The following is a 23,934-nucleotide window of genomic DNA, read 5'->3' as shown; positions in this document are numbered from 1 at the left end:
AAAAGATAATTTAATATAGCAGGCTAATCGTCACTAATAAATATGTTATTATCGGTAACATATTTGGCGTAAATATTTAACATTACTCTTTTTTGTCAACACAAATATAGGGTTTATGAAGTAAAAGAAAAACAGATTAGATTACTTTTTCTTTTACTTTTTCTTTTGATTTTTTTACTTGAACAACTTCAGCAGGAACATCCATTACATCCACGTATTCTGTACCATAGTATGACGCGAGTAATACTTCTTTGATTTCAGAAATTAGAGGGTAGCGTGGGTTAGCACCAGTACATTGGTCATCAAATGCTTGTTCCGCAAGATCATCAAGAGCTGCCAAGAAATCAGCCTCACTAACACCCGCATCGCGAATTGAAAGTGGAATGTTTAATTCGACTTTTAATTCGTCTAACCAAGTTAATAAGCTCTTGATTTTTTGCTCAGTATTGCCTTCGTAGAAACCAAGATGAACCGCGATTTCTGCATAACGAGCGCGCGCTTTAGGACGGTCGTATTGAGAAAAAGTACCTTGTTTTGTCGGTGTATTCGTTGCGTTGTAACGAATTGAATTTGTGAGTAACAAAGCATTCGCTAAACCGTGTGGAATATGAAATTGATTACCTAATTTATGCGCCATTGAGTGACAAATGCCTAAGAAGGATTGTGCAAAGGCAATCCCTGCAATCGTCGCCGCATTATGTACTTTTTCACGTGCTTTCGCATCATTTTTGCCGTTGTGATATGAGCTTGGTAAAAATTCTTTTAATATTTTGAGGGCTTGTAATGCTTGACCATCAGAATATTCATTAGCAAGAATCGATACATAAGCTTCTATCGCATGAGTTACTGCATCATAGCCACCAAATGCACAGAGTGATTTAGGCATATCCATGACCAAGTTAGCGTCGATAACCGCCATTGTTGGGGTTAATTCATAATCGGCAAGTGGATATTTTTTACCTGTTTTATCATCGGTAACCACAGCGAAAGGTGTAACTTCTGAGCCAGTACCTGAGGTTGTTGTAATACAAACAAGATCTGCCTTAATACCCATTTTAGGAAATTTGTAGATACGTTTACGGATATCCATAAAGCGCATTGCTAAATCTTCAAAATTTGTTTCAGGATGTTCGTACAGAACCCACATGATTTTAGCTGCATCCATTGGTGAGCCACCACCTACGGCAAGAATTACATCAGGATTAAATGCATTTAATGCCTCAGCACCTTTTTTGATAATTGAAAGCGTTGGATCTGCTTTAACTTCATGAAATATTTCTACTTGGGTTCCTTGACTTTTTAATATATCGACAAGATTATCTACGTAGCCATTGGCGAATAGGAAACCATCTGTGACTATCATCGCACGTTTTTTATCGGCTAAATCAGTCATTGCAATAGGTAGACAGCCTCGACGGAAATAGATTGATTTGGGTAATTTATGCCACAACATATTTTCAGCTCTCTTTGCAATTGTTTTAGTATTCAGTAGATGTTGGGGACCAACATTTTCTGAAATTGAGTTGCCACTGTGAGAGCCACAACCAAGTGTTAGAGATGGAGCCAATCCAAAGTTATATAAGTCGCCAATACCACCGTGAGATGTTGGAGAGTTAATAAGGATTCGACATGCTTTCATTGCAACACCAAAGGCATCAACACGCTTAGAGTTCGCATCTTGATCTGTATAGAGTGCCGCTGTGTGACCGACACCGCCTATATCAAGAACAAGTTGTGCTTGACGAACTGCATGCTCATAGTCTTTTGCTTTAAATAAACCTAAAGTAGGGGATAGTTTTTCATGAGCAAACATGTGGTCAACACTTACTTCTTTTCCTTCACCGACTAGAATTTTAGTAGATGTCGGTACGCGAACGCCAGCAAGTTTAGCGATGGTATATGCAGATTGACCAACAATTTTAGCGTTAAGTGCGCCATCAATAAACATGGTTTTAGCTACTTTGTCCGCATCTACTTTATTTAGAATAACCGCGCCGTATTTTTCTAAACGCGCTCTAAATGCATCATATTGAGATTCAACAACAATAACGGCTTGTTCAGATGCACATATCATACCGTTATCAAATGTTTTAGACATTAGAATCGAAGAAACTGCACGTTTGATATCTGCTGTTTCATCAATGACAACAGGAGTATTACCAGCACCAACACCAATAGATGGATTACCTGAAGAGTATGCAGCTTTAACCATACCCGGTCCACCCGTTGCAAGGATAACCGCTGTATCTTTATGCTGCATAAGCATATTAGTTAGCTCTAAAGATGGAGTATCAATCCAGCCAATAATATTTTTTGGTGCACCTGCTTCTACCGCTGCTTCTAAAACAATTTGAGCTGCGTAGTTAGTACATTTTGCCGCACGTGGATGCGGAGCAATAATACAAGCATTACGAGTCTTGAGTGCGATTAATGTTTTAAATATCGCGGTTGAGGTTGGATTTGTAGTAGGAATGATGGCACAAATTATTCCCATTGGCTCAGAAAGAGTTACCGTGCCTAACTCATCATTGCGTGCAACTTCGTCACATGTTTTAGTATTTGCATATTTGCTATAAACAAATTCAGAAGCAAAGTGATTTTTAATTACTTTATCTTCCATTATGCCCATACCCGTTTCTTGCACTGCCATTTTTGCCAGTTCGATGCGGTGTGTTGAAACTTTTAGTGCTGCGACTCGGAATATCTCATCTACTTTTTCTTGTGAAAAAGTAGAAAATTCTTCCTGTGCTATTTTGACTCGGCTAATTAAAGCCTCTAAATCAGCAACTGTGCTTACCGTCATATATTTCTCCAAAAGTGTATCAAGTTTAAAAATATTTATAATCTATGAAGTATTTAATATTCTGTTTTTCTTTGGACAATCTGTTTTTGTCTATTTTTTGCATCCTTACAACATTATCAATAATTGTCATTTAAATTTATGTTTAATAAATGTAAAATACTCGCTTTATCTCATGTACTCGATAATTCCAGAGTATTAAAGATTAAGCTCATTCTAATCAGAGAATTCTAGCCACTCAGACACCCTTCTCGTTAACAACTGCAACAATAACTTAACATGCCGATAACATTTACGATGAGACATACAGCAGATGATAATAAATAATAAACGTATAATTGCCAATATGTGACATGCAGTAGGTATTTAAATTATGCTTTTTTGATTCGGCATATAGATCTTATGCGCGTTTCGCTACGAAAGTATTTGAAATGACTTTTAATTTTGTACGGCATTAAATTTTATTCTGTTATTCAGATAAATCACATCACCGTGCTTATGTGGATATTTTTACATTTTTTTGTGTTTCTTGATCTCGAAAAGATAGATCGATAACATCGCCAAACTATAACAGCTGACTACCGAATATAAGAACTGAATCTTATTCTCCGAAGTCAGGACATCACAATTACAAAGGTAAATGTTTATTAATTTTTTTAACGTCTCGCGTATCAATATCTGTAGACTTAAAAGCGCGTTATCTTTAAAAATAACTTAATGCTTAACCTACCCGTATGATTACTATTTTACTTATAAATCACCATTACCAAGCTCAAGTAATATTGCATTACCTCCTACAGCTGTAACATTGATGGTGCGTACTTTTTCTGTTATATAACGTAAAATAAAATGTTTATCGGTTAATGTACTTAATTTGTCGAGATCTGTTTCTGAAATTAATTGCACAATAGAGCCCGGGGCACTAGCAAGTAAGCGATTAATATCAATACATTCTTGCTCATTTCCAATATATGCCACACCCGCTAATAAAGGTGTTTTCATTAAGACTTTACTTATTTCAGGTGTACTGACCTGCACGACAGAGGCAGGAATACCGGCTAATATTAATGAACTTAATAATTTATCTGCTAATATTTGATGGGCTTTAGGCAGGCAGAGAATCAAACAATTGCCAGCAACTAATGCGCTTGCAATATGCGCAATTACACCATAAAAAGGAGCATCAATACTCATTCTAACGACAAATAAACCACGCCCTGTCGTATATAACACATTGGTTTCTCCTGTTGGGCCAGGCATACTTTTCTCTGTCGAGATTAAATGTAACGCTTGTTGAACTTGATACAACGCCATCTTTGCACATTTAGCACCTAATTCTGGCGATTTATAAAGTTCATCAGCCCAGACCTTTAAAAACTCTGCACGTGCAACTACTCCTATTTCATTCCACATTTCCCATTGGTCTAAAGCCGACGTCACCATATTTTTAGTGAATAAATTCATACTAGATCCTCCTGTGTTTGTTCTTGCATCATTTGTTGATCTAGAATGACTTGTTTAGTAAATCGATACAAATAACGAGGTCCACCCGCTTTAGGCCCTGTCCCCGACAGACCCTGTCCACCAAAAGGTTGTACCCCTACCGCTGCACCTATTTGATCTCGATTAATGTAGCAGTTTCCAACTTTTACTTGCGTAGCAATATGCAAATAATTGGCCTCGTTACGGCTATGTATGCCTAAAGTTAACCCATATCCACTGGCATTTATTTGAGAAATAACTTGCTCTAATTGATCCGAGCTATAACGAATAACATGTAATATAGGTCCAAATTGTTCATGCTCTAAGTTACCTAAGCTTTCTATCTCAAACATGCTCGGTGCAATAAAATATCCGTATGCACACGTAGAATCTAACTTACATTGCGCCAATAATTTATATTTTTTAGTCATAGTTTGAATATGTACCGCTAATTTCGCTTTAGCTTGTGCATCAATAACAGGTCCGATATCGGTACGATGTAAAAAAGGCAAACCGATTTTCAACTCTGTCATTGCGCCTTTAATAAGCGTTATCACCCGATCCGCAATATCTGTTTGTACAAATAAAATACGTAATGCAGAGCAACGTTGCCCCGCCGAAGAAAATGCCGAGTTTACAACGTCTCGCGCCACTTGTTCTGGCAATGCGGTGCTATCAACGATCATTGCATTCAACCCACCGGTTTCGGCAATAAAAGGAATAGGTAGAGAAGTTCGGTTTGCTAACGTGCGATTAATTAATTGAGCCGTTGGTGTAGAGCCTGTAAACACAACGCCTTTAATACGTTTATCCTTAGTTAGTTGCACGCCAACATTTTTACCCGTTCCAGGTAATAAATGAATAGCATCAGCAGGGAATCCAGCTTTGAGCATCAGCTCTACAGTACGCGCTGCGATTAATGAGGTTTGCTCTGCAGGTTTTGCAATCACCGTATTACCACTGACCAAGGCTGCCACAACTTGGCCCAAAAAAATAGCTAAGGGGAAATTCCATGGGCTAATACACACAAAAACACCGCATCCTTGGCGGGCAATATTGCGAGTGATATCATCAAAACCTTTATGGGCATGTACTGATGCAAGATTAACATTCGCCTGATTAGCATAATAGCGACAAAAATCAACGGCTTCTCGCACTTCGTCAATACTATCATGTAATGTTTTACCTGCTTCTTTATGGCACAAAGCCACCAGCTCTGGCATATTACTTTCTAATAAATTGGCTAATACTTTTAATTTTTTAGCTCGAATCGCAACGGGGGTAGCATTCCAAACCGGATAAAATTCGGTGGCAGATTGCATCGCCTTTTCCACTAACTCCGAACTTGAGAAAAGAACCGACCCGACATGTACCGTATTATCATAAGGCGTATTTACTTGCTGTAATAATTGCAGAGAATTATGTTTTTGACTGGCATAATAGCGTTCACCACTTACAATAGCTCCCCCTAGCCAAGTACGTTGCATCTGTAAACTTAAACGAGCTTCAAAGGGGATACATTGGCTTTCTATGTCTAAATTAATACTAAATGAATTTTTACGATCTGCAAAAATAGAAGGAGGTAAAGGAATCAATCCATTATGTAACGTTGAACGTTTTTGTAACGTTTCTACAGGATGTTCGATTAATTCATCTACTGGGTAGTTTGCATCCACTAAACGATGTACAAACGAACTATTAGCACCATTTTCTAACAACCGACGTACAAGATAAGGTAGAAGATCTTGATGACTACCAACTGGCGCGTAAATACGTAGCTTATCAACAAACATATCCATCGCATGCTGATAAAGAGATTCTCCCATTCCATGCAAGCGTTGAAATTCATAATGTGGGTGACTAGACATAACCGCAATCGCACTGATTGTTTGTGCATTATGACTCGCAAATTGAGGATATATCAGCCCTTCTATATGCTTACTTAATAAAAATCGAGCACAGGCTAAATAAGAAACATCTGTCGCTTCTTTGCGTGTATAAACAGGATATGCTAAATAACCTTTTTGTTGTGATAATTTTAATTCACTGTCCCAATAGGCTCCTTTAACAAGGCGCAGAGGAATAATGTCGCCTTGTTCCTTAGCTAATGCTGCAAGCCAAACCAAAACCGGTAATGCTCGTTTCATATACGCTTGCACCACTAAACCTAAATTACCCCAACCTTCAGCTTCTTTACTTTTATACAATTTTTCAAATAAAACCAGTGACAGCTCTAATCTATCCGCTTCTTCTGCATCTATCGTTAAACCTACGTTGAGTTCTCGGGCAAGTTTAATTAAGCGTATCACCGTATTATACATTTCATTTAAAACGCGATCTTTTTGAGCGACTTCATAGCGAGGGTGTAGTGCCGATAACTTAATCGAAACGGTTGCTGCTGTTTTTGACAATCCCTGCAAATTGTTTTTAACGCCGACAGACTCAATCGCCTGCACGTAAGATTTGAAGTATTTTTTAGCGTCTAAGGCAGTTAATGCAGATTCACCTAACATATCATAAGAATAATTAATGCCTTTATTGGTAAACTTTGTCCCATTCTTTTGTGCTTCTTTAATACTACGCCCAAGTACAAATTGATAGCCCATTATTTTCATTGCCTGATTCATCGCTTTACGAATAATCGGCTCTGACACTCGGTTCACCAACCGGCTTATAATATTAGCTGGTGATCCATCGTCACGGACATCCATACTGACAACTTTGCCTGTCAATAGTAATCCCCATGTGGAAGCATTAACAAAAACGGAATCTGAACTTTTAAGGTGCGACTTCCAATCCGCAACGCTCAATTTATCACGTATAAGAGCATCTGCAGTGGCAATGTCAGGGATACGCATTAAGGCTTCTGCCAAGCACATTAATAAGACTCCCTCTTTACTGTCCAAACTATACTCGAGCAATAATGCATCTATCATCTGAACCGCATTTTTATCTGCACGCACACGCCGAATAAGTTCAGATGCATTATCCAATATATTCTTTTTCTCTAGTGTGGTGGCACATGCCATGGGTAATAATTCATTTAACCAAATATCTTCATCTATCATATATAACGGAGAAATCAGGGACCATAAATCCTCTATTGGTTGTTGAATAAAATCTTCTTTCAACGCATCGTTAGCACAAAAATGTTGTAAATCATCCATAACTTATCCTTGATATATAATCTTTATAAAAATAAATGTAATATCTGTTCTTATTACTTTCTACTGCCATTTTAACTTTATTTTCGGCCTTCTTTTTCGTCACAGCTACTTTAACGGTTTCGTCATATTTCTGTAGTGTATCCATTATTTCATCGTCAGTTAACTTAGCATGTCCGCGCAAAGTGTCAGAAATACCATCAATAATCATCTCTTTATCTAAAGTCATTCCAAATTCAGCTTGTTTCTCTAGTGTTCCCTCTACATAACGAGAAAATGAAGCGCCAATAGCATAAGCAACTTTATCTTGATCTGTTGCAAAACTCGCAACAGATTCAGAAGTAGCAGTCTTTGATGTTGTCACTTTGGTTTCTGTTTTATCATTACAACCTACTGTAAGTGCAATACAGACTGCAAGTAAAGATACTTTAAATACGTTTTTCATTGTTACTCCAAATTAGTTTATTAGTTTATTAAAATATACCTAAAATAGGTGGCATACGCTATTAAATGTTTTTAAGATATACTAATCTTAATTATTATTCCTATCAAAAGTTAATAACTATATGCAACTAAATTTTTCGGTTAAAACACTTTTATTATTATTGAGTTTTTCTTTTATCGTATCCTGCACACAATCTGATACCCCTTTAGAACAACATGAACATGCTATAGAGGGTACTTTCGCAGCAGAAATATCTCTAAATGGAGATTACTCAATTATATCTACCATTTCTCATGGTATTCGTCTCTGGGACAATCGTAATCATCAACTATTATACAATTGGCGCCATAGTAACATTAAAGATAATGATGTCTTTATAGTGCGTATTTCAGCAAATAATCGTTTCGCTCTCTCCTCAAGCACCCATGAATTTGCAATTTGGGATATAAAAACAGGTCATTCGCTGGGTTTTTATAAAGTCAGCGAATCGCCTATTCGAGATATCCAAATTTCTGCAAATGGACGTTACATCCTCTATGGACAAGTAAATGGTAAAGTAGTTCATCTTGATTTAAAAACAGGCCACCGTCTAGAGATGCCCATCCACACTGAAAAAATAAATAGTATTGATATGTCCGCCAATGGCCTTTATGCCCTTACTGGTGGTAATGATCACCGAGCTTTTTTATGGAATACTAAAACAGCACAAATTATTCAAGAATTTGATTTTGAAAATCGTATCTCTAGTGTACGGTTAGAACCCTCTGGTCGCTACGCTTTTATCGCCGACACACAAAAATCTGCACAAATATGGGATCTAAAAACAGGAAAATTACACAGTACGCTCATTTATAGCGCTCGGCAGTCTATTTTTTCTAGCGTTCGTTTTATTGATAATGGTAAATATTTATTAACCGGTAACAGTACTAAGATGCTTCGTTTATGGGATGTAGACACCGGTTTATTAATACAACAATGGATGATTAGCGCCAGAAAAGGTACCCGGCCTAAAACAGCAGTAGTATATTCTGCAACATTATGGGATGCTAATAAAATTGCCAGTGAAAGCTCTGCAGGGCTTCTTGAAATCTGGCCAATGAATTAACTTGGATCAACAATGACTATAGAAAAACGTCTCGACCAACTTGAAATGAAGCTTTCTTTTCAAGAAGATAATATTGAAACTTTAAATACGGAGATTTTTGAACAACAACGTAAATTACACACATTAAAGGGACAAGTTTCGTATTTAGTACAAAAATTAAAAGAAGCTGAGCCTGATAGCAGCGGCACTGATGAAGTCGAGATGCGTCCCCCTCATTATTGAAAAGTGTTATAAATAAAGTATTTAGCTTATTTACTAAATGTTCAGTAGGTAACTGATGCCCTTCAAAATAAATAGCGAGTTGAAATTAACAAAGACTCCACATATAAATCACTACTGTTTTTTCTCTGCCGTGGCTACATGTCGATACAGATTAATTTCAGCAAGCTATTTTTGTTGAAAAAACCACTCTAATCATCGACTTAACATCACTTAACAATCTATAAAAAACGATGTGATATACGGTTGTTGCCTATCATTTAGAATGCATATCAACAAACGAAATAAGAGAATAATAACTATTACAAACTATTTAAACCGGGTATTTAGCCCACGATTTATCATTTGCGTACCTATAAAAAACATTGATAACATCCTTATTTTTCATATCTTACCGTACACTATTAATCCGATAAATATATAGTACCTTTTTGTTTCCCTATGTAGCCTTGCATTTTTATATTTTTGGCTCTTTATCTATGTTGGCTTAATTGAATACTTCAGTACAACACAATGAAATATATTACTCTTACAAATCAATTGATTCTAAATGAGAGTAAACGAATGATCCGGACTTTAGTCCTAAAGAATTAATCCCGCCTTCCATTAGTATTCGCTCAAACAAACTAAAGAGAATACTTACATGACAGCTCATATCAATGCACTACCAACAGACTTTTCTGAAACTGTTATTATGCCCGGAGATCCCTTAAGAGCAAAGTATATTGCAGAAACATACCTAACAAATACTACTAATGTCTGTAATGTTAGAAATATGCTCGGATACACAGGATACTATCAAGGAAAACGTATTTCTGTGATGGGTCACGGTATGGGAATCCCATCAATGGTTCTTTATGCCCATGAATTAATTAATTATTTCAATGTGAAGCGAATTATTCGAGTTGGTAGCCTAGGAGCAACACAAAGACATGTGAAAATGCGGGACGTCATTTTAGCACAAGCGGCTGGAACGGATTCACCAACGAATATGAAACGAAGCAGTGGTTATAATATGGCGACATCCGCCACTTTTGAACTCCTAAATAAAGCCTTTAATATTGCATCTAAAAAAAATGTAGAAGTAAAAGTTGGAAATGTTTTTAGTGGCGATTTATATTACGATCCAGATGAAGATATGATCCCTGCACTCGAGCGCTTCGGTGTCCTTGGGATTGATATGGAAGTTGCAGGGCTTTATGGCTTAGCTCATCAATACGGAATTGAAGCTTTAGCTATTTTAACCGTATCCGACCATTGTTTAACAAATGAAGAAACATCCTCTGAAGAGCGCCAATTATCATTTAATCAAATGATTGAAATAGCATTAGAAACGGATGTCTTACTTAACTTATGGTTATGGTTTTTCTTGTGCGGCACTATATAATGCTTTCATTGCTTACGGAGTATCTTTTGTGAAGAACGCAAGTAGTAAAAATGTGTCCTTCATTTTGATTAGTGGTAGTGCAGGAGCGATGTTCAGCCCTGCTATCAGCTCCATTTTAGAGCGTATTTTTAGTTTACAAACCGTTATGTATGGAATTCCATTCATATACGTTATTATTCTCAGTTTACTATTAATATCGAGTAAAATAAAAACTTATAATAAAGCTGAAACAATCTAATCCTGAAATCAGATAAATAAGTTTAATTTCTCAGATTATATGATCAGCTGTTATAGTTCGTCGATTTTCTCATCAAAGAAAATTGCTTTAATGAACGATAAACAGCTGAATTTAAGTTTTATTTAAGAATATAAACTGGGCTAAATAAAATTTATACTATTACTCTCCCCGCTCAACATATAACTTTAGCTTTTCAATATTATCAATGTGGATTATGTTTTTATCTTTTCTAATCAAGCCTAACTCTTCTAGGTTTTTAAGTGCTCTTCGATAAACTCTATCTGTAGTGCCAAATCGTTCAGCCTCTAGATATCCTTTATTAAAGCCACTAACTGGCTGATCATCAAGTAATTGATGGTACAAATCATGAGCTACATTATATACTATAGTATGTAGCATTCGACGAAGAAAAATATCAATTGTATCTTGATAATCTATCGCAATAGCACTAGCAAAGAAAAGTGCAATGGTTGGATGCTCTATCATTGCCTGATGTAACTTTTCAAAGCTGATAACAGAAATGGTTAATGCTTCTTTAGCTTTTATATCCATCTGACACGGATAATCCGTAAAAAATTCCATTTCGCCAAAGATTTGGTTATCACAATTCATTGTTCCAAGTTGAAATGAGCGCCCATTTCTTGCTGTATATCCCATAGAAACAAGGCCACTTTCAACCAGAATCAGTGAGCTAATACACTTACCTTGAGTCAATAATAATGTCCCATCCTCTATAATTTTATGCTCAATAATACATTTTTTAATAACACTTTCTATCAAGTTATGTTCATCTTCCCATAATTGGCAATATCTACTTTTTTGCAGAGATTTTAATTGCATTTTCACCTCAAAAATAACTTTAGATATAGCTAATTGACACTTTAGTTGAACATGATAATCCGAATGTGAGGAAAAACATACCGGATCATTCATCAACGTTCCTTAACCAATCTCTTTTGTATTATCAATAACATTCTTAATCTCTTAGATTCAAATAATAAGTACATAACTTGAATAGGTAGAAAAAGTGGTCAGCTGAATATATGCTAATCACTTTTTCTCCGGCAAGAGATGCAACAATGAAAACATATAAACAACTGACCTATGAGCTAAGATGCCAGATTTATGCCTTAAAGAAAATAGGGTTGAGTCAAAATAGAATTGGCGATTGGGAAATTGACTTGGTTATTGGCAAAGGCCACGGTGGTGCACTGGTCACTATTGTCGAACGGAAAACCAGTTTTACAGTATCTATGCGGGTTGACGACAAATCAGCGAGATCAATGACTGCAACGACTATTTCTCTATTACAGCCCTTTAAAGGGGTGGCGTTTACTTCGCAGATCCTTATTGCTCGTGACAACTGGGCTTTAATGAAAATACCAACGGCCTGTTACTGCAATACATTCCAACATTAACGGATTTTAAAAAACATCGCAATCAGTAATTGAAGATGAATGATAGACAAAAAAACTTAATAAAAAAACACCAGCCAAACCCATAGCGGAGCATCGGTAGCTATCGCTACTTAGTGATTATGCACTGCAACATTGAATCTGCCTTAAAATTATCATAATTTATAAAAAACAACTTTAAATCAATATATTTGAGTCACAAAAGTATAAATGGAATCGTTTGTTTATACTTTCATGGGATTTTCCGGATTAACTTAGTCAGGGAATATACTTTTTCTTGTGCATTAAAATCTAACCAATATATACTAATTTTTATTGCCGACATATTTTGATCGTAAATCGAGATATGCTTAATTTCTTTATTTATCCTATATTGTGTCTGTCCTAGGACATATACCTCTTCCTTTAGAGAAATATGCACTGTAGAAGCATTAAATATACTGGCAAACTGGTCATTAAATAAGGACAATGCACCAACATATGACATATTATTACTTTGTTGGGTATTTAATGATTTTTGCAGGCCTAAAGTACTCAATATAGCTAAGCTCACAACCCATAATGAAACTAATATTTCTATAAAAGAAATGCCTATAACACGTGATTTAAACATTAAAAATCTCTCCATGTTAAAGGGACTATACGATAACAACCTCCAATATAATTATCTAGATTGACTACCTTGCCTCTATTTTCAAATCCACTACTACAATCCGAGATATCATTGGAAAATTTAACATTAATATGTATTTTTTTATGTGCTTGACCATCTTTAGACGCTCCCATTGATATAAATTCTATCGTCTTATCGTGGCGCCAAGATAAAATCAACGTGAAAGGTGGCTCATTATTTTCAATATAAGGTAAACAGTTTTTTATATTTGCAAAATGGCAGGATTTATCTAAATACGTTGTAATTCGTTGCGTGCCAGAGACTGAGACTAACTGCGACAAAAGAAGATTCATACCTGATTCTGCATTAATAAACGCTTCTAGACTACGAAAGTTATCGCCTAAACGTTGATTTTCCCATCGCACTATAGAAACCATTTTTAAACTAAAAGTAAGACAGGCCATAGTTAATAAAGTAACCAGAGTAAAAATAGCGAAACCTTTCTGTTTTTTATAAAAAGTTCCTCTTAAATGCACCTTTCCTTGTGTGCGTATAAACATGCGCTCTATATCCTTTTTATGCCTAGTAAATTTAAGTTTAGTATTTTTTTAGGAAAATACTTATTAATAAGAATTATTGTATGATTACATATACTTCACATAAAAATTAAATACTATCCCTTTACAAAGGCCTTTTTCATTAACTTTTCACTAACTTTTTATTAACAATTAGATCTCTGCTCCTCTTCTTTTAAAATTGACATCTACACTTATCGCTTAATGATGAACAAAACCACTAAATATACCTGAACGTCTCGAATTAATGGAGTACATATGATAACCAAAAAAAATTATCCTGTTTCCCAAGCTCGTGCTAATCAAAGTTTATTCAACAACAACTCTTATTTAAGTGAATACGCAAAGTCAATTAATGATGCAGATGCTTTTTGGAATGAAAAAGGTAAAATATTAGAGTGGTTTAAACCTTATACTAAAGTTAAAAATAGCTCTTTTGAACCAGGAAATATTAGTATCAAATGGTTTGAAGATGGCCAACTTAATGTTTCAGTGAATTGTTTAGATAGGCATTTAGAGAAATATGGCGATAAAATCGCGATATTATGGGAAGGTGATGAAATTGGAGAAGAGCAACGTATCACCTACAAGGAATTACATGCGCGAGTATGTCAGTTTGCAAATGCATTACGCGCACAAGGCATTAAAAAAGGAGATGTTGTCTGTTTATATATGCCAATGATCCCTGAAGCTGCCATCGCGATGCTCGCTTGTAGCCGAATCGGGGCTGTACATTCCGTTATTTTTGCTGGATTCTCCGCAGAAGCGATTGCCTCAAGAGTTATCGATAGTCAAACTAAACTCCTAATAACAGCAGATCAAGCTCGCAGAGGCGGACGCGTCCTTAATCTTAAAGAAAATGTAGATAAAGCCCTACAAAAAGAAAAAACAGAGTGCGTTAAAAAAGTCATTGTGTTTAAAAATACAGGCGCAAAAATAAACTGGGAAAATCATCGAGATCTCGATTGGGATAATATTTGTCATCCGCAACTTACTCATTGTGAACCCGAAATAATGGCATCTGAAGATCCTCTCTTTATTCTATATACCTCCGGTTCAACCGGCACTCCGAAAGGAGTTTTACATACAACTGGAGGCTATCTCGTTTATGTGGCTTTAACCTTTAAATATGTTTTTGATTATCAAGAAGATGATATTTATTGGTGTAGCGCGGACGTTGGTTGGATAACTGGTCACAGCTATACTATCTATGGTGCACTAGCAAATGGGGCCACTACTCTTTTATTTGAAGGTGTACCTAACTACCCCACCCCCGCTCGAATGAGCCAAATCATCGATAAATATCAAGTGACTTTACTCTATACAGCTCCCACCGTGATACGGGCATTAATGGCAGCAGGACAGAAAGCAACCGAAGGGACCTCTCGAAAATCTTTACGTATACTTGGATCAGTGGGTGAGCCGATTAACCCTGAAGCATGGCTTTGGTATTATAATGAAATGGGTAATCGCTCTTGCCCCATTGTCGATACGTGGTGGCAGACCGAAACCGGAGGAATATTAATTACGCCACTTCCTGGCGCAACAGATTTAAAACCGGGCTCAGCAACACGCCCTTTCTTTGGAATACAACCTGCTTTAGTGGATAAAGAGGGTAAGATTTTAAAAGGCGAGGGTGAAGGCTCTCTAGTAATACTAGAGAGCTGGCCCGGTCAAATGCGTACTTTATTTAATAATCATAAACATTTTGAAAACACTTATTTTTCAAAATATAAAGGTATGTATTTTACAGGCGATGGAGCAAGAAGAGATAAAGATGGATATTATTGGATCACAGGAAGAATTGATGATGTATTGAATGTATCAGGGCATCGAATGGGAACAGCTGAAATAGAAAGTGCATTACTAACGCATCCTAACGTTATCGAGGCGGCGGTTGTTGGTATTCCACATGACAAAAAAGGACAATGTATTTATGCGTATATTGCACTGACGCCTAACACCCTTAATGATAACAATTTGCAAACTGAAATAAAACAATGTGTGCGCGAAGAACTTGGATCTCTTGCAATCCCCGAGATTCTACACTGTACTCAAGATCTTCCAAAAACACGATCTGGTAAAATAATGCGGCGCATACTACGCAAGATAGCAAATGGTGACGGATATCAACTCGGAGACACCTCAACACTCGCAAATCAATCTGTGGTTTATAGGCTTCTTGAAGAGCACAAAATCATTAGTAAATAACCCATATATCAGTGCAGACTTTAGACGCGTATTATTCTGAATTAAAAACTGTCTAGTGAAATGTGGGAAGTCCACAGATCAAAAATAACAAACCAGTATAGGTGGTCACATCATGCAAAGCGAAGTGCTTCCACGTACGGATAAATTGGTATAATCAACTTATCCCCTGTATTGTTGCGCCCTTAACACTTTTTTATGGAATGAATCATGCCTTGGATACAATTAAAACTTAATGCAAACGCTAAAAATGCCGAAGCAATTGGTGAGTTATTAATGCAAAACGGGGCGCTTTCAGCCACCTTTACAGATGCAAAAGATACACCGGTCTTTGAACCCTTACCGGGGGAAACACGACTTTGGGGTGACACTGATATTACAGGTCTTTTTGAAGCAGATTCGGACATGCAATCCATTATTAAAGAACTCAAAACTAGCCCGCTTATAGATAATGATTTTGCTTACAAAATTGAGCCTTTAGAAGATAAGGACTGGGAGCGTGAATGGATGGACAATTTCCATCCGATGCAATTTGGTAAACGCTTATGGATTTGCCCAAGTTGGAAACCTATTCCCGATGAAAATGCAGTGAATGTACTGCTTGATCCCGGTCTCGCATTTGGTACGGGCACACACCCAACAACCGCACTTTGCCTAACATGGCTTGAAGGTCAAGATTTACGTGATAAAGTGATCATCGATTTTGGTTGTGGCTCTGGTATTTTAGCCATTGCAGCACTCAAATTAGGCGCTAAACGCGTAATCGGTATTGATATCGACCCACAAGCTATTACAGCAAGTCGAGATAATGCCACTCGAAATGGTGTATCTGAACAACTTGAACTGTATTTACCTGACGATCTCCCAGTTGGGATCCAAGCCGATGTTTTAGTCGCAAATATTCTCGCAGGCCCTCTTCGTCAATTATCGACTCAAATTGAAGCACTTGTAAGTGCTCAAGGCAGCCTCGCACTCTCGGGCATACTTGACTCTCAAGCTGATGAATTAATTGGAGTTTACAGCAAATGGTTTGTAATGAAACCGGCGAATATTGAACAAGAATGGGCTCAACTTTCCGGTGTTAAAAGATGCGTATAACATTGTAGAAAAAACAAGATCTTAATGTTGTTGAATTTGCAAGACAAATAATTTGCAAATGGTCAATTATTAACCTTTATTATCGGTGTAAAAATGCGTACACTACGCGCCCTTGACTTAGAGAACGTTCATTATATGCGCATTGGGCAATATCAATTAGATAACAATCTTATTCTAGCACCTATGGCTGGGGTAACTGATCTACCTTTCCGTGAACTTTGTAGGAAATTGGGTGCCGGCTTGGCAGTCTCAGAGATGTTGTCTTCTAATCCGCGTGTATGGAATAGTAAAAAATCTAGATTAAGAATGGATCAGCACAATGAATCAGGTCTTCGCTCCGTGCAAATAGCTGGAGCTGAGCCCCGTGAAATGGCTAGAGCGGCACAAGAATGTGTGCATAGAGGCGCACAGATTATTGATATTAATATGGGTTGTCCCGCCAAAAAAGTGAATAAGAAAAAAGCAGGATCAGCTTTATTGCCTCACCCTAAACTAGTACAAGCAATTTTAGAAAGTGTGGTTGATGCGGTTGATGTACCTGTAACTTTAAAGATTCGAACTGGCTGGGATCCTGAAACTAGAAATGGTCTGCAAATCGCTCAAATTGCTCAACAGTCTGGTATCCAAGCACTTGCTGTGCATGGTCGTACTCGGCAATGCCTTTATAAAGGTGAGGCTGAATACGATACAATAAAAATAATTAAAGAAAACGTAACAATTCCTGTTATTGCGAATGGTGATATCAACAGCGTAGAAAAAGCAAAATATGTGCTTGAGTACACTGGTGCAGATGCCATTATGATTGGACGAGGTGCACAAGGTGCTCCTTGGATATTCAATGAAATAGACCACTACTTAAAAACAGGCGAGAAAAAACCTCCTCTGGGAAAAATGGAAGTGGCCCAAATACTCTTACAGCATGTACAAGCGTTACATGCTTTTTACGGAGAAATAATGGGCCCTCGTATTGCTAGGAAGCATGTAGGTTGGTATTTACAAGCGCAAGACACGTTTAGTTGCTTTAGACAACAATTTAATCGTATTGATTGTGCGAAAACACAATTAATAATATTAGAAACTTATTTAAATAATTAAAGAGTTAATACCCATGTTTGAACAAAATATTCACCAAGAAGCACTTATAACCACCTCTAGTATTCCTGCTACAGGGCAAATAACTCAAAAACCATTACGAGATTCAGTACGCCAAGCCGTTTCAGGCTACGTTGCACAACTTAATGGTCAAGATACAACAGAGCTCTATGAGCTCGTTTTATCCGAAGTAGAAGCCCCGATGTTAGATATTATCATGCAATATACACGTGGCAACCAAACACGCGCAGCAACAATGTTAGGTATTAACCGAGGCACTCTACGTAAAAAATTAAAAAAATATGGTATGGGTTAATATTTTATCATAAATAAAAATAGCGACAATAGTCGCTTTTTTATTTATGATAAAATCGAAACATCCCGATTAAAAAATAAAGTTGTCAGACTTATTGTCTAAATTTACATCCGAGAAAAAACATCGACACCTTGCGGTTTTTAGCGGTAAAATGACTACAATGAGTGAATTAACACATCAGTTATCGTCATTACTCATTAATATTAACGTATTAAATAGAGTAGCTTTTAATAAAGTTCGCTATACTCTACTTTTCTTCTTCCTGTTAACACTCGGCTAAATTGGCTCAGACTTTAACGAATTATCAATATAGAGTAATAGAGCCCCCTTTATGCTTTTATATAATGTGTAACTATATCGCCTTTCCCATAGGTATCATTACTTTCTTCTTTTAGTTTAGGAAAAATATGCTTTCATTACCCATTAACCAACAATTAACAAATTTACAAAACTGGCAACAACGTGTTTTTTGTATGGCCTTAAGTGAACAGTCTCGTTTACATTTTCATCTTTTTTGTGAAGCCATTGAAAGTAATAATACACAAAAAATAGATCTTTATAACCAGTTATTCTGGGATAAAATGATCAACAAAGGTTCAAAAGTAAATTTTGCAATACAACAAGAAGCTTTTGATGAAATAATCCCGAACGCCGCCGATTTTGATTTTTATGGTGTCTATCCCGCTATCGATCACTGCGTTATATTAAGTTGTACCTTCAATTCTTTTATCAATAAGTCCAGCGAAGAAGCTCTTAATGCGAGTCAAACCGCTTTTTCCACTATTGCCAGCTTTATTGAACTACAACAAAGTGAGCTGAGTGAAATACAATTAAAAGAAACAATGCTTTTCCAAACACAACTTGCCTTTCAAAAGGAACTATTAATAAAACTCGATAACTTACGTAGTCCTGAATTAATTAAAAGTATTCGACAGTTTGTCATAGAGCAAGGATCTACAAATTTAGGTATCGCTTATAATTAATACTATTTATTATACTTTTTGTGATTTTTAACACAATAAAACCAAATAATAATTATAAATAAGGTATTTAACATATTTAACCTTTACTTATATGGCTGATATGCAATACATTCGTTAATAGTCTTTACTTTATATAAAGCTAAATTTAATAACTTATAATAATGGAAATATATCGATGAACAAAACTCAACTTGTTGCACAAATCGCAGAAAAATCAGAACTTACTAAAGTGCAAGCTAAAGCTGCTGTAGAGCAAATTCTTGCTAGTATCACCGATAGCTTAAAAGATGGTGAGCCAGTACAATTAATCGGCTTTGGTACATTTAAAGTAAATCACCGAGCTGCACGTATTGGCCGAAACCCACAAACTGGTGAGGATATCCAAATTAAGGCGGCGAATGTACCTACCTTTGTTGCAGGCAAAGCATTAAAAGAATCAGTAAATCACTAAATATCTCTTTAGTTTTAAGCAAAAAAAATGAGCCTTTATGGCTCATTTTTTTTGCTTTTTGATTCAGTTACTTTAATGCTTCTCGTGCCACCGCACGATACGCTATATCATTACGATAAAATAAATCCGGAGCATCTATCTGTTGGCAAAGTGCATACGCTTTCTTTTGCGCTTGTGTAACGTCAATACCTAATGCGGTCGCACACAGTACACGGCCTCCATCACTGAGCAACTGCTCAGAACCTCTTTTCGTCCCCGCATGAAAGACTTTTAAATCATCACTATCTTTTGGAAGTGCAGATATGGATAAACCTTTCGCATAATGAGCAGGGTAACCCTTAGCGGCCAATACAACACCAACAGCAGCTCTATCATCGAACTGCGCTTGCATCCCATCTAACTCGCCATTAACGCCCGCTAAACATAATGCCACTAAATCAGAACGCATACGTAATAAAATAGGTTGTGTTTCAGGGTCGCCTAAACGGCAATTATATTCAATCACTTTTGCAGTGCCATCCGCTTGAATCATTAGTCCAGCATAAAGAAATCCTGTATAGGTATTACCTTCTGCAGCCATGCCATCGACCGTAGGACGAATGACGGTTTGCATAATGTGTTGATGCATATCAGGCGTCACCACCGGTGCCGGTGAATAAGCGCCCATACCTCCCGTATTTGGCCCTAGATCACCCTCTCCAACACGTTTATGATCTTGGCTTGTCGCCAACTCAACAATGTTTTTACCATCAACCAACACAATAAAAGAAACTTCTTCACCCTCTAAAAACTCTTCGATAACAACTCGGTGCCCAGCTTCCCCGAAAACATTACCTGCTAACATATCTTGCACAGCCTTTTCGGCTTCGGCTAAGGTAAGTGCGACGATTACACCTTTCCCGGCGGCTAAGCCGTCAGCCTTAATAACAATCGGAGCCCCTTGTGCGCGTACGTAAGCTAAGGCAGGCGCAATTTCCGTAAAGTTTCTATAAGATGCACTTGGAATGTTATGTCTAGCTAAGAAGTCTTTACTAAAGGCTTTAGAGCCTTCTAGCTGCGCAGCCGCTTTACTTGGTCCAAAACAGGCCAGACCAGCATCCTGGAATATATCGACAATACCCATCACTAAGGGACCTTCTGATCCAACTATTGTTAGTTCTATATTATTTTGTAAAGCAAAGCTCTTTAATGCCGTAATATCCTGCGCATCAATATTTATATTTGTAACTTTATTTTCTTGCGCGCTTCCAGCATTACCTGGCGCGACGAATACATTTTCTACTTGTTTATTTTGAGCCACTTTCCAAGCGAGTGCATGCTCTCGCCCACCACTACCAATAATTAAGATATTCATATTAAATCCTTTACTGATGTTACTCTCTCACTATCGATTAAAAAGGAATAATGTCGATGTACTAAGAGGACTTTATTCATTTTTGACATTCTGCAACGTGCAGATATCAATATATCCACACGTATTATCCAAGATAAAAATAATATTAATGACGGAAATGGCGCATATCTGTAAAGACCATCGCCATATTATGTTCATCCGCAGCAGCGATGATTTCAGCATCTCGTATAGAGCCACCAGGTTGAATAACACAAGATATGCCGGCTTTAGCCGCCGCATCAATGCCATCTCTGAATGGAAAAAACGCATCCGATGCCATCACAGATCCTGCGACTTCTAAGTTTTCATCCGACGCTTTAATTCCTGCGATTTTTGCACTGTACACACGACTCATTTGCCCAGCACCTACACCAATTGTCGCATTTTTCTTAACATAAACAATGGCATTAGATTTTACGTATTTAGCCACTTTCCAACTAAATAACAAGTCCGCAAACTCAGCCTCAGTTGGTTGACGTTTAGACACAACACGTAAATCAGCACGACCTACCATACCAAGATCTCGCTCTTGTACTAATAAACCACCGTTCACACGTTTAAAATCAAAATCAACACTCGGCTTACTCAGTTGCCCGCATTCAAGTAAACGTAAGTTCTTTTTAGCAGCCACAATTTGAGCTGCTTCTGGGCTTATTTTGGGAGCAATAATTACTTCTACAAATTGACGCGATACAATCGCTTCAGCCGTATCAGCATCTAACTCTCGATTAAAGGCAATAATGCCACCAAAAGCAGAAGTTGGATCGGTTTTATAAGCACCTTCATAGGCTTCTAAAATAGAATTAGCCATCGCAACACCACAAGGATTCGCATGTTTTACTATCACACAAGCTGGTTCTGAAAATTCTTTAACACAAGATAATGCAGCATCCGTATCTGCAATGTTATTATAAGAAAGTGCTTTGCCTTGTAATTGCTTCGCCGTAGAAACAGATGCATCTTGCAGATCATGCTCAATATAAAAAGCGGCTTTTTGATGTGCATTTTCGCCATAACGCATATCTTGTTTTTTCTGAAATTGCATGTTGAAAGTACGAGGGAAAATAGACTCAGCATCACCCTCTTTATTTTCACCATAACTTGGAACCATACTACCGAAATAATTTGCAATCATGCCATCATATTGTGCACAGTGCTCATACGCCACAATCGCCAAATCAAAACGTGTGCGGTAAACTAAATGCCCGTCATTTTTATCCATCTCTTGAAGTACACGTGCATAATCACTTGCATTAACAATAACCGTGACATCTTTATGGTTTTTTGCAGCTGCACGTAACATCGTCGGCCCACCTATATCGATGTTTTCGATTGCGTCTTCTAATGTACAATTTGGATCTGCCACCGTTGCTGCAAAAGGATACAAATTAACGACGACCATATCAATCGCATCAATTGCGTTGTCACGCATGATAGCCTCATCAATACCGCGACGAGCTAAAATGCCGCCATGAATTTTGGGATGTAATGTTTTGACACGTCCGTCCATCATTTCAGGATATCCGGTATAGTCAGAGACTTCTGTCACTTTAATTCCATTATCACACAGTAGCTGGCAAGTGCCTCCTGTTGATAAGATAGCAACACCTCTTTCCGTTAATTCACGCGCAAACTCGATGATACCAGTTTTATCAGAAACACTAATTATCACGCGTTTAATTGGTTGGCTATTTTCCATTTTCTTACACATTCCTCGGTTAAATAAATCTCGAGCAACAACCCAAAGAGGGCTGCTTTGAACTCATGTAATACAGATATAACTTGCTCGCTCCCTCCCGAGAGCACAACGAGCATTGGATAGATTTCGTTATAAAGACGATAAAACAAAAAATTATTTCATTTTATCGTATATGGTATGGCACACTTAATTCATGGACAGCATCCACAAATATTTTGGCATTTTCAGGGGGCACATCAAGATGAATTCCATGGCCTAAATTAAAAACATGTCCAACACCCTTACCATATCCCTGTAATATAATATCAACTTCTTGGCGTATACGTGTTTCTGATGCATATAAAATTGAAGGATCCATGTTTCCTTGTAATGCAACTTTATCGCCCACGCGTTCTTTCGCACTAGCTATATCAATGGTCCAATCTAAACCAATACAGTCACAACCGGTGGCAGCTATCTTTTCTAACCACTGCCCCCCATTTTTTGTAAAAAGAGTCACAGGCACTTTTTTACCCGCATAAGTACGATGTAGCCCATCGACTATTTTATGCATATATTGCAGTGAAAAAAGCTCATAATCACGAGGAGATAACACTCCACCCCATGTATCAAAAATCATAACGGATTGTGCACCAGCTTCAATTTGCGCATTCAAATATTGAATGACACTCTCAGATAATTTATCCAGTAATGCATGTAGGATTTCTCCATCAGCAAATGCCATTTTTTTTATTTTAGTGAATGCTTTCGATGTACCACCTTCAACCATATACGTTGCTAAGGTCCATGGACTCCCCGAGAAACCAATAAGAGGTACGGAGCCATTTAGCTCTTTTTTAATACGACGAACAGCATTCATCACATATTGTAACTCAACTTCTGGATCAGGCATTATCAAGTTATCAACATCTTTTTTACAACATATAGGCCGTTCGAACTTAGGGCCCTCACCATTTTCAAAATAAAGCCCAAGACCCATTGCATCGGGAATCGTTAAAATATCCGAAAATAGAATTGCGGCATCAAGATCAAATCGACGTAACGGTTGCATGGTTACTTCACACGCGAGATCAGCATTACGACAAAGAGACATAAAGTCTCCTGCTTGTGCACGGATTTCTTTATACTCAGGTAAATATCGTCCCGCTTGTCGCATCATCCATACAGGTGTTTTATCTACTTCTTGCTTTAGTAAGGCACGAATATAACGATCATTTTTTAATTCAGTCATTCTTTTTTATCCCATTATTC

At 37.2% G+C, this 23,934-nt stretch carries 19 protein-coding genes and 2 pseudogenes; 11 read left to right on the top strand and 10 right to left on the bottom strand.

Features of this window, described 5'->3' with window-relative positions; all coding sequences use genetic code 11:
- Positions 1-136 precede the first annotated feature (136 nt).
- The 4 genes from adhE to B8W84_RS01115 all read right to left on the bottom strand — a co-directional run bounded on the left by adhE (position 137) and on the right by B8W84_RS01115 (position 7,891).
- A complete protein-coding gene (adhE, locus tag B8W84_RS01130; protein WP_094751497.1) occupies positions 137-2,803 on the bottom strand; it encodes a bifunctional acetaldehyde-CoA/alcohol dehydrogenase in 2,667 nt (888 codons plus the stop codon).
- A gap of 747 nt (positions 2,804-3,550) precedes the next feature.
- On the bottom strand, positions 3,551-4,264 hold the full coding sequence (locus tag B8W84_RS01125; protein ID WP_094751496.1) for an aldehyde dehydrogenase family protein: 714 nt from the start codon (positions 4,262-4,264) through the stop codon (positions 3,551-3,553).
- Entirely contained in the window at positions 4,261-7,449 is a 3,189-nt protein-coding gene (gene putA / locus B8W84_RS01120) for a bifunctional proline dehydrogenase/L-glutamate gamma-semialdehyde dehydrogenase PutA (RefSeq protein ID WP_094751495.1), read from the bottom strand. Before putA ends, B8W84_RS01125 begins: the two co-directional genes overlap by 4 nt.
- Positions 7,442-7,891: an FKBP-type peptidyl-prolyl cis-trans isomerase N-terminal domain-containing protein gene (locus tag B8W84_RS01115; protein WP_094751494.1), complete on the bottom strand. Its 450-nt coding sequence runs from the start codon at positions 7,889-7,891 to the stop codon at positions 7,442-7,444. The genes putA and B8W84_RS01115 overlap by 8 nt, the downstream gene beginning before the upstream one ends.
- Before the next feature lie 121 nt (positions 7,892-8,012).
- Between B8W84_RS01115 and B8W84_RS01110 the strand changes: the two genes are divergently transcribed.
- The 4 genes and pseudogenes from B8W84_RS01110 to B8W84_RS08080 form a co-directional block, all read left to right on the top strand.
- A complete protein-coding gene (locus B8W84_RS01110) occupies positions 8,013-8,996 on the top strand; it encodes a WD40 repeat domain-containing protein (RefSeq protein ID WP_094751493.1) in 984 nt (327 codons plus the stop codon).
- Positions 8,997-9,008: 12 nt separating this feature from the next.
- Entirely contained in the window at positions 9,009-9,218 is a 210-nt protein-coding gene (locus B8W84_RS01105) for a SlyX family protein (RefSeq protein ID WP_094751492.1), read from the top strand.
- A 640-nt stretch (positions 9,219-9,858) separates the two neighbouring features.
- Entirely contained in the window at positions 9,859-10,602 is a 744-nt protein-coding gene (gene deoD, locus B8W84_RS01100) for a purine-nucleoside phosphorylase (RefSeq protein ID WP_094751491.1), read from the top strand.
- Positions 10,553-10,840 (top strand): annotated as a pseudogene (locus tag B8W84_RS08080) (MFS transporter TsgA); the annotation flags it as partial. The gene deoD and the pseudogene B8W84_RS08080, both read left to right, overlap by 50 nt.
- Before the next feature lie 159 nt (positions 10,841-10,999).
- On the opposite strand, the gene B8W84_RS01090 reads toward B8W84_RS08080, so the two are convergent.
- Entirely contained in the window at positions 11,000-11,773 is a 774-nt protein-coding gene (locus B8W84_RS01090; RefSeq protein ID WP_257797878.1) for a Crp/Fnr family transcriptional regulator, read from the bottom strand.
- Positions 11,774-11,991: 218 nt separating this feature from the next.
- Between B8W84_RS01090 and B8W84_RS08215 the strand changes: the two are divergent.
- Positions 11,992-12,358 (top strand): annotated as a pseudogene (locus tag B8W84_RS08215) (IS30 family transposase); the annotation flags it as partial.
- 129 nt (positions 12,359-12,487) lie between these two features.
- Here the strand turns inward: B8W84_RS08215 and B8W84_RS01080 are convergent.
- Positions 12,488-12,868 (bottom strand): hypothetical protein, encoded by a 381-nt coding sequence (locus tag B8W84_RS01080; RefSeq protein WP_094751490.1) that lies wholly within the window; start codon positions 12,866-12,868, stop codon positions 12,488-12,490.
- Positions 12,868-13,428, bottom strand: a complete 561-nt coding sequence (locus B8W84_RS01075) for a hypothetical protein (RefSeq protein WP_094751489.1) — start codon at positions 13,426-13,428, stop codon at positions 12,868-12,870. Before B8W84_RS01075 ends, B8W84_RS01080 begins: the two co-directional genes overlap by 1 nt.
- 273 nt (positions 13,429-13,701) lie before the next feature.
- Between B8W84_RS01075 and acs the strand changes: the two genes are divergently transcribed.
- From acs to B8W84_RS01045, 6 genes are all read left to right on the top strand, one after another.
- Positions 13,702-15,654 carry an acetate--CoA ligase gene (acs, locus tag B8W84_RS01070; RefSeq protein WP_094751488.1) on the top strand — a complete coding sequence of 651 codons (1,953 nt, stop codon included), beginning with the start codon at positions 13,702-13,704 and terminating at the stop codon, positions 15,652-15,654.
- Between the two features lie 207 nt (positions 15,655-15,861).
- Entirely contained in the window at positions 15,862-16,749 is an 888-nt protein-coding gene (gene prmA / locus B8W84_RS01065) for a 50S ribosomal protein L11 methyltransferase (protein WP_094751487.1), read from the top strand.
- Between the two features lie 135 nt (positions 16,750-16,884).
- Positions 16,885-17,844: a tRNA dihydrouridine synthase DusB gene (gene dusB / locus B8W84_RS01060; RefSeq protein WP_094751558.1), complete on the top strand. Its 960-nt coding sequence runs from the start codon at positions 16,885-16,887 to the stop codon at positions 17,842-17,844.
- A gap of 13 nt (positions 17,845-17,857) precedes the next feature.
- On the top strand, positions 17,858-18,157 hold the full coding sequence (gene fis, locus B8W84_RS01055; RefSeq protein WP_094751486.1) for a DNA-binding transcriptional regulator Fis: 300 nt from the start codon (positions 17,858-17,860) through the stop codon (positions 18,155-18,157).
- A 407-nt stretch (positions 18,158-18,564) separates the two neighbouring features.
- Positions 18,565-19,140: a YjaG family protein gene (locus B8W84_RS01050; RefSeq protein WP_094751485.1), complete on the top strand. Its 576-nt coding sequence runs from the start codon at positions 18,565-18,567 to the stop codon at positions 19,138-19,140.
- 175 nt (positions 19,141-19,315) lie between these two features.
- Positions 19,316-19,591, top strand: coding sequence for an HU family DNA-binding protein (locus B8W84_RS01045; RefSeq protein ID WP_094751484.1), 276 nt, complete (start codon positions 19,316-19,318; stop codon positions 19,589-19,591).
- 67 nt (positions 19,592-19,658) lie between these two features.
- On the opposite strand, the gene purD is transcribed toward B8W84_RS01045, so the two are convergent.
- The 3 genes from purD to hemE all read right to left on the bottom strand — a co-directional run bounded on the left by purD (position 19,659) and on the right by hemE (position 23,914).
- The gene (gene purD / locus B8W84_RS01040; protein WP_094751483.1) at positions 19,659-20,945 is read right to left on the bottom strand and encodes a phosphoribosylamine--glycine ligase; all 1,287 of its coding nucleotides are present in this window, start codon (positions 20,943-20,945) and stop codon (positions 19,659-19,661) included.
- Between the two features lie 145 nt (positions 20,946-21,090).
- Positions 21,091-22,683 carry a bifunctional phosphoribosylaminoimidazolecarboxamide formyltransferase/IMP cyclohydrolase gene (gene purH, locus B8W84_RS01035; protein ID WP_094751482.1) on the bottom strand — a complete coding sequence of 531 codons (1,593 nt, stop codon included), beginning with the start codon at positions 22,681-22,683 and terminating at the stop codon, positions 21,091-21,093.
- A 163-nt stretch (positions 22,684-22,846) separates the two neighbouring features.
- The gene (gene hemE / locus B8W84_RS01030) at positions 22,847-23,914 is read right to left on the bottom strand and encodes a uroporphyrinogen decarboxylase (RefSeq protein WP_094751481.1); all 1,068 of its coding nucleotides are present in this window, start codon (positions 23,912-23,914) and stop codon (positions 22,847-22,849) included.
- Positions 23,915-23,934 lie beyond the last annotated feature (20 nt).

It is taken from the genome of Psychromonas sp. CD1, assembly GCF_002239585.1.
In the GTDB taxonomy this organism is placed as follows: Bacteria; Pseudomonadota; Gammaproteobacteria; order Enterobacterales; family Psychromonadaceae; genus Psychromonas.
Note: the sequence above shows the minus strand (reverse complement) of the source record. Positions and strands in the feature narration are given on the sequence as shown.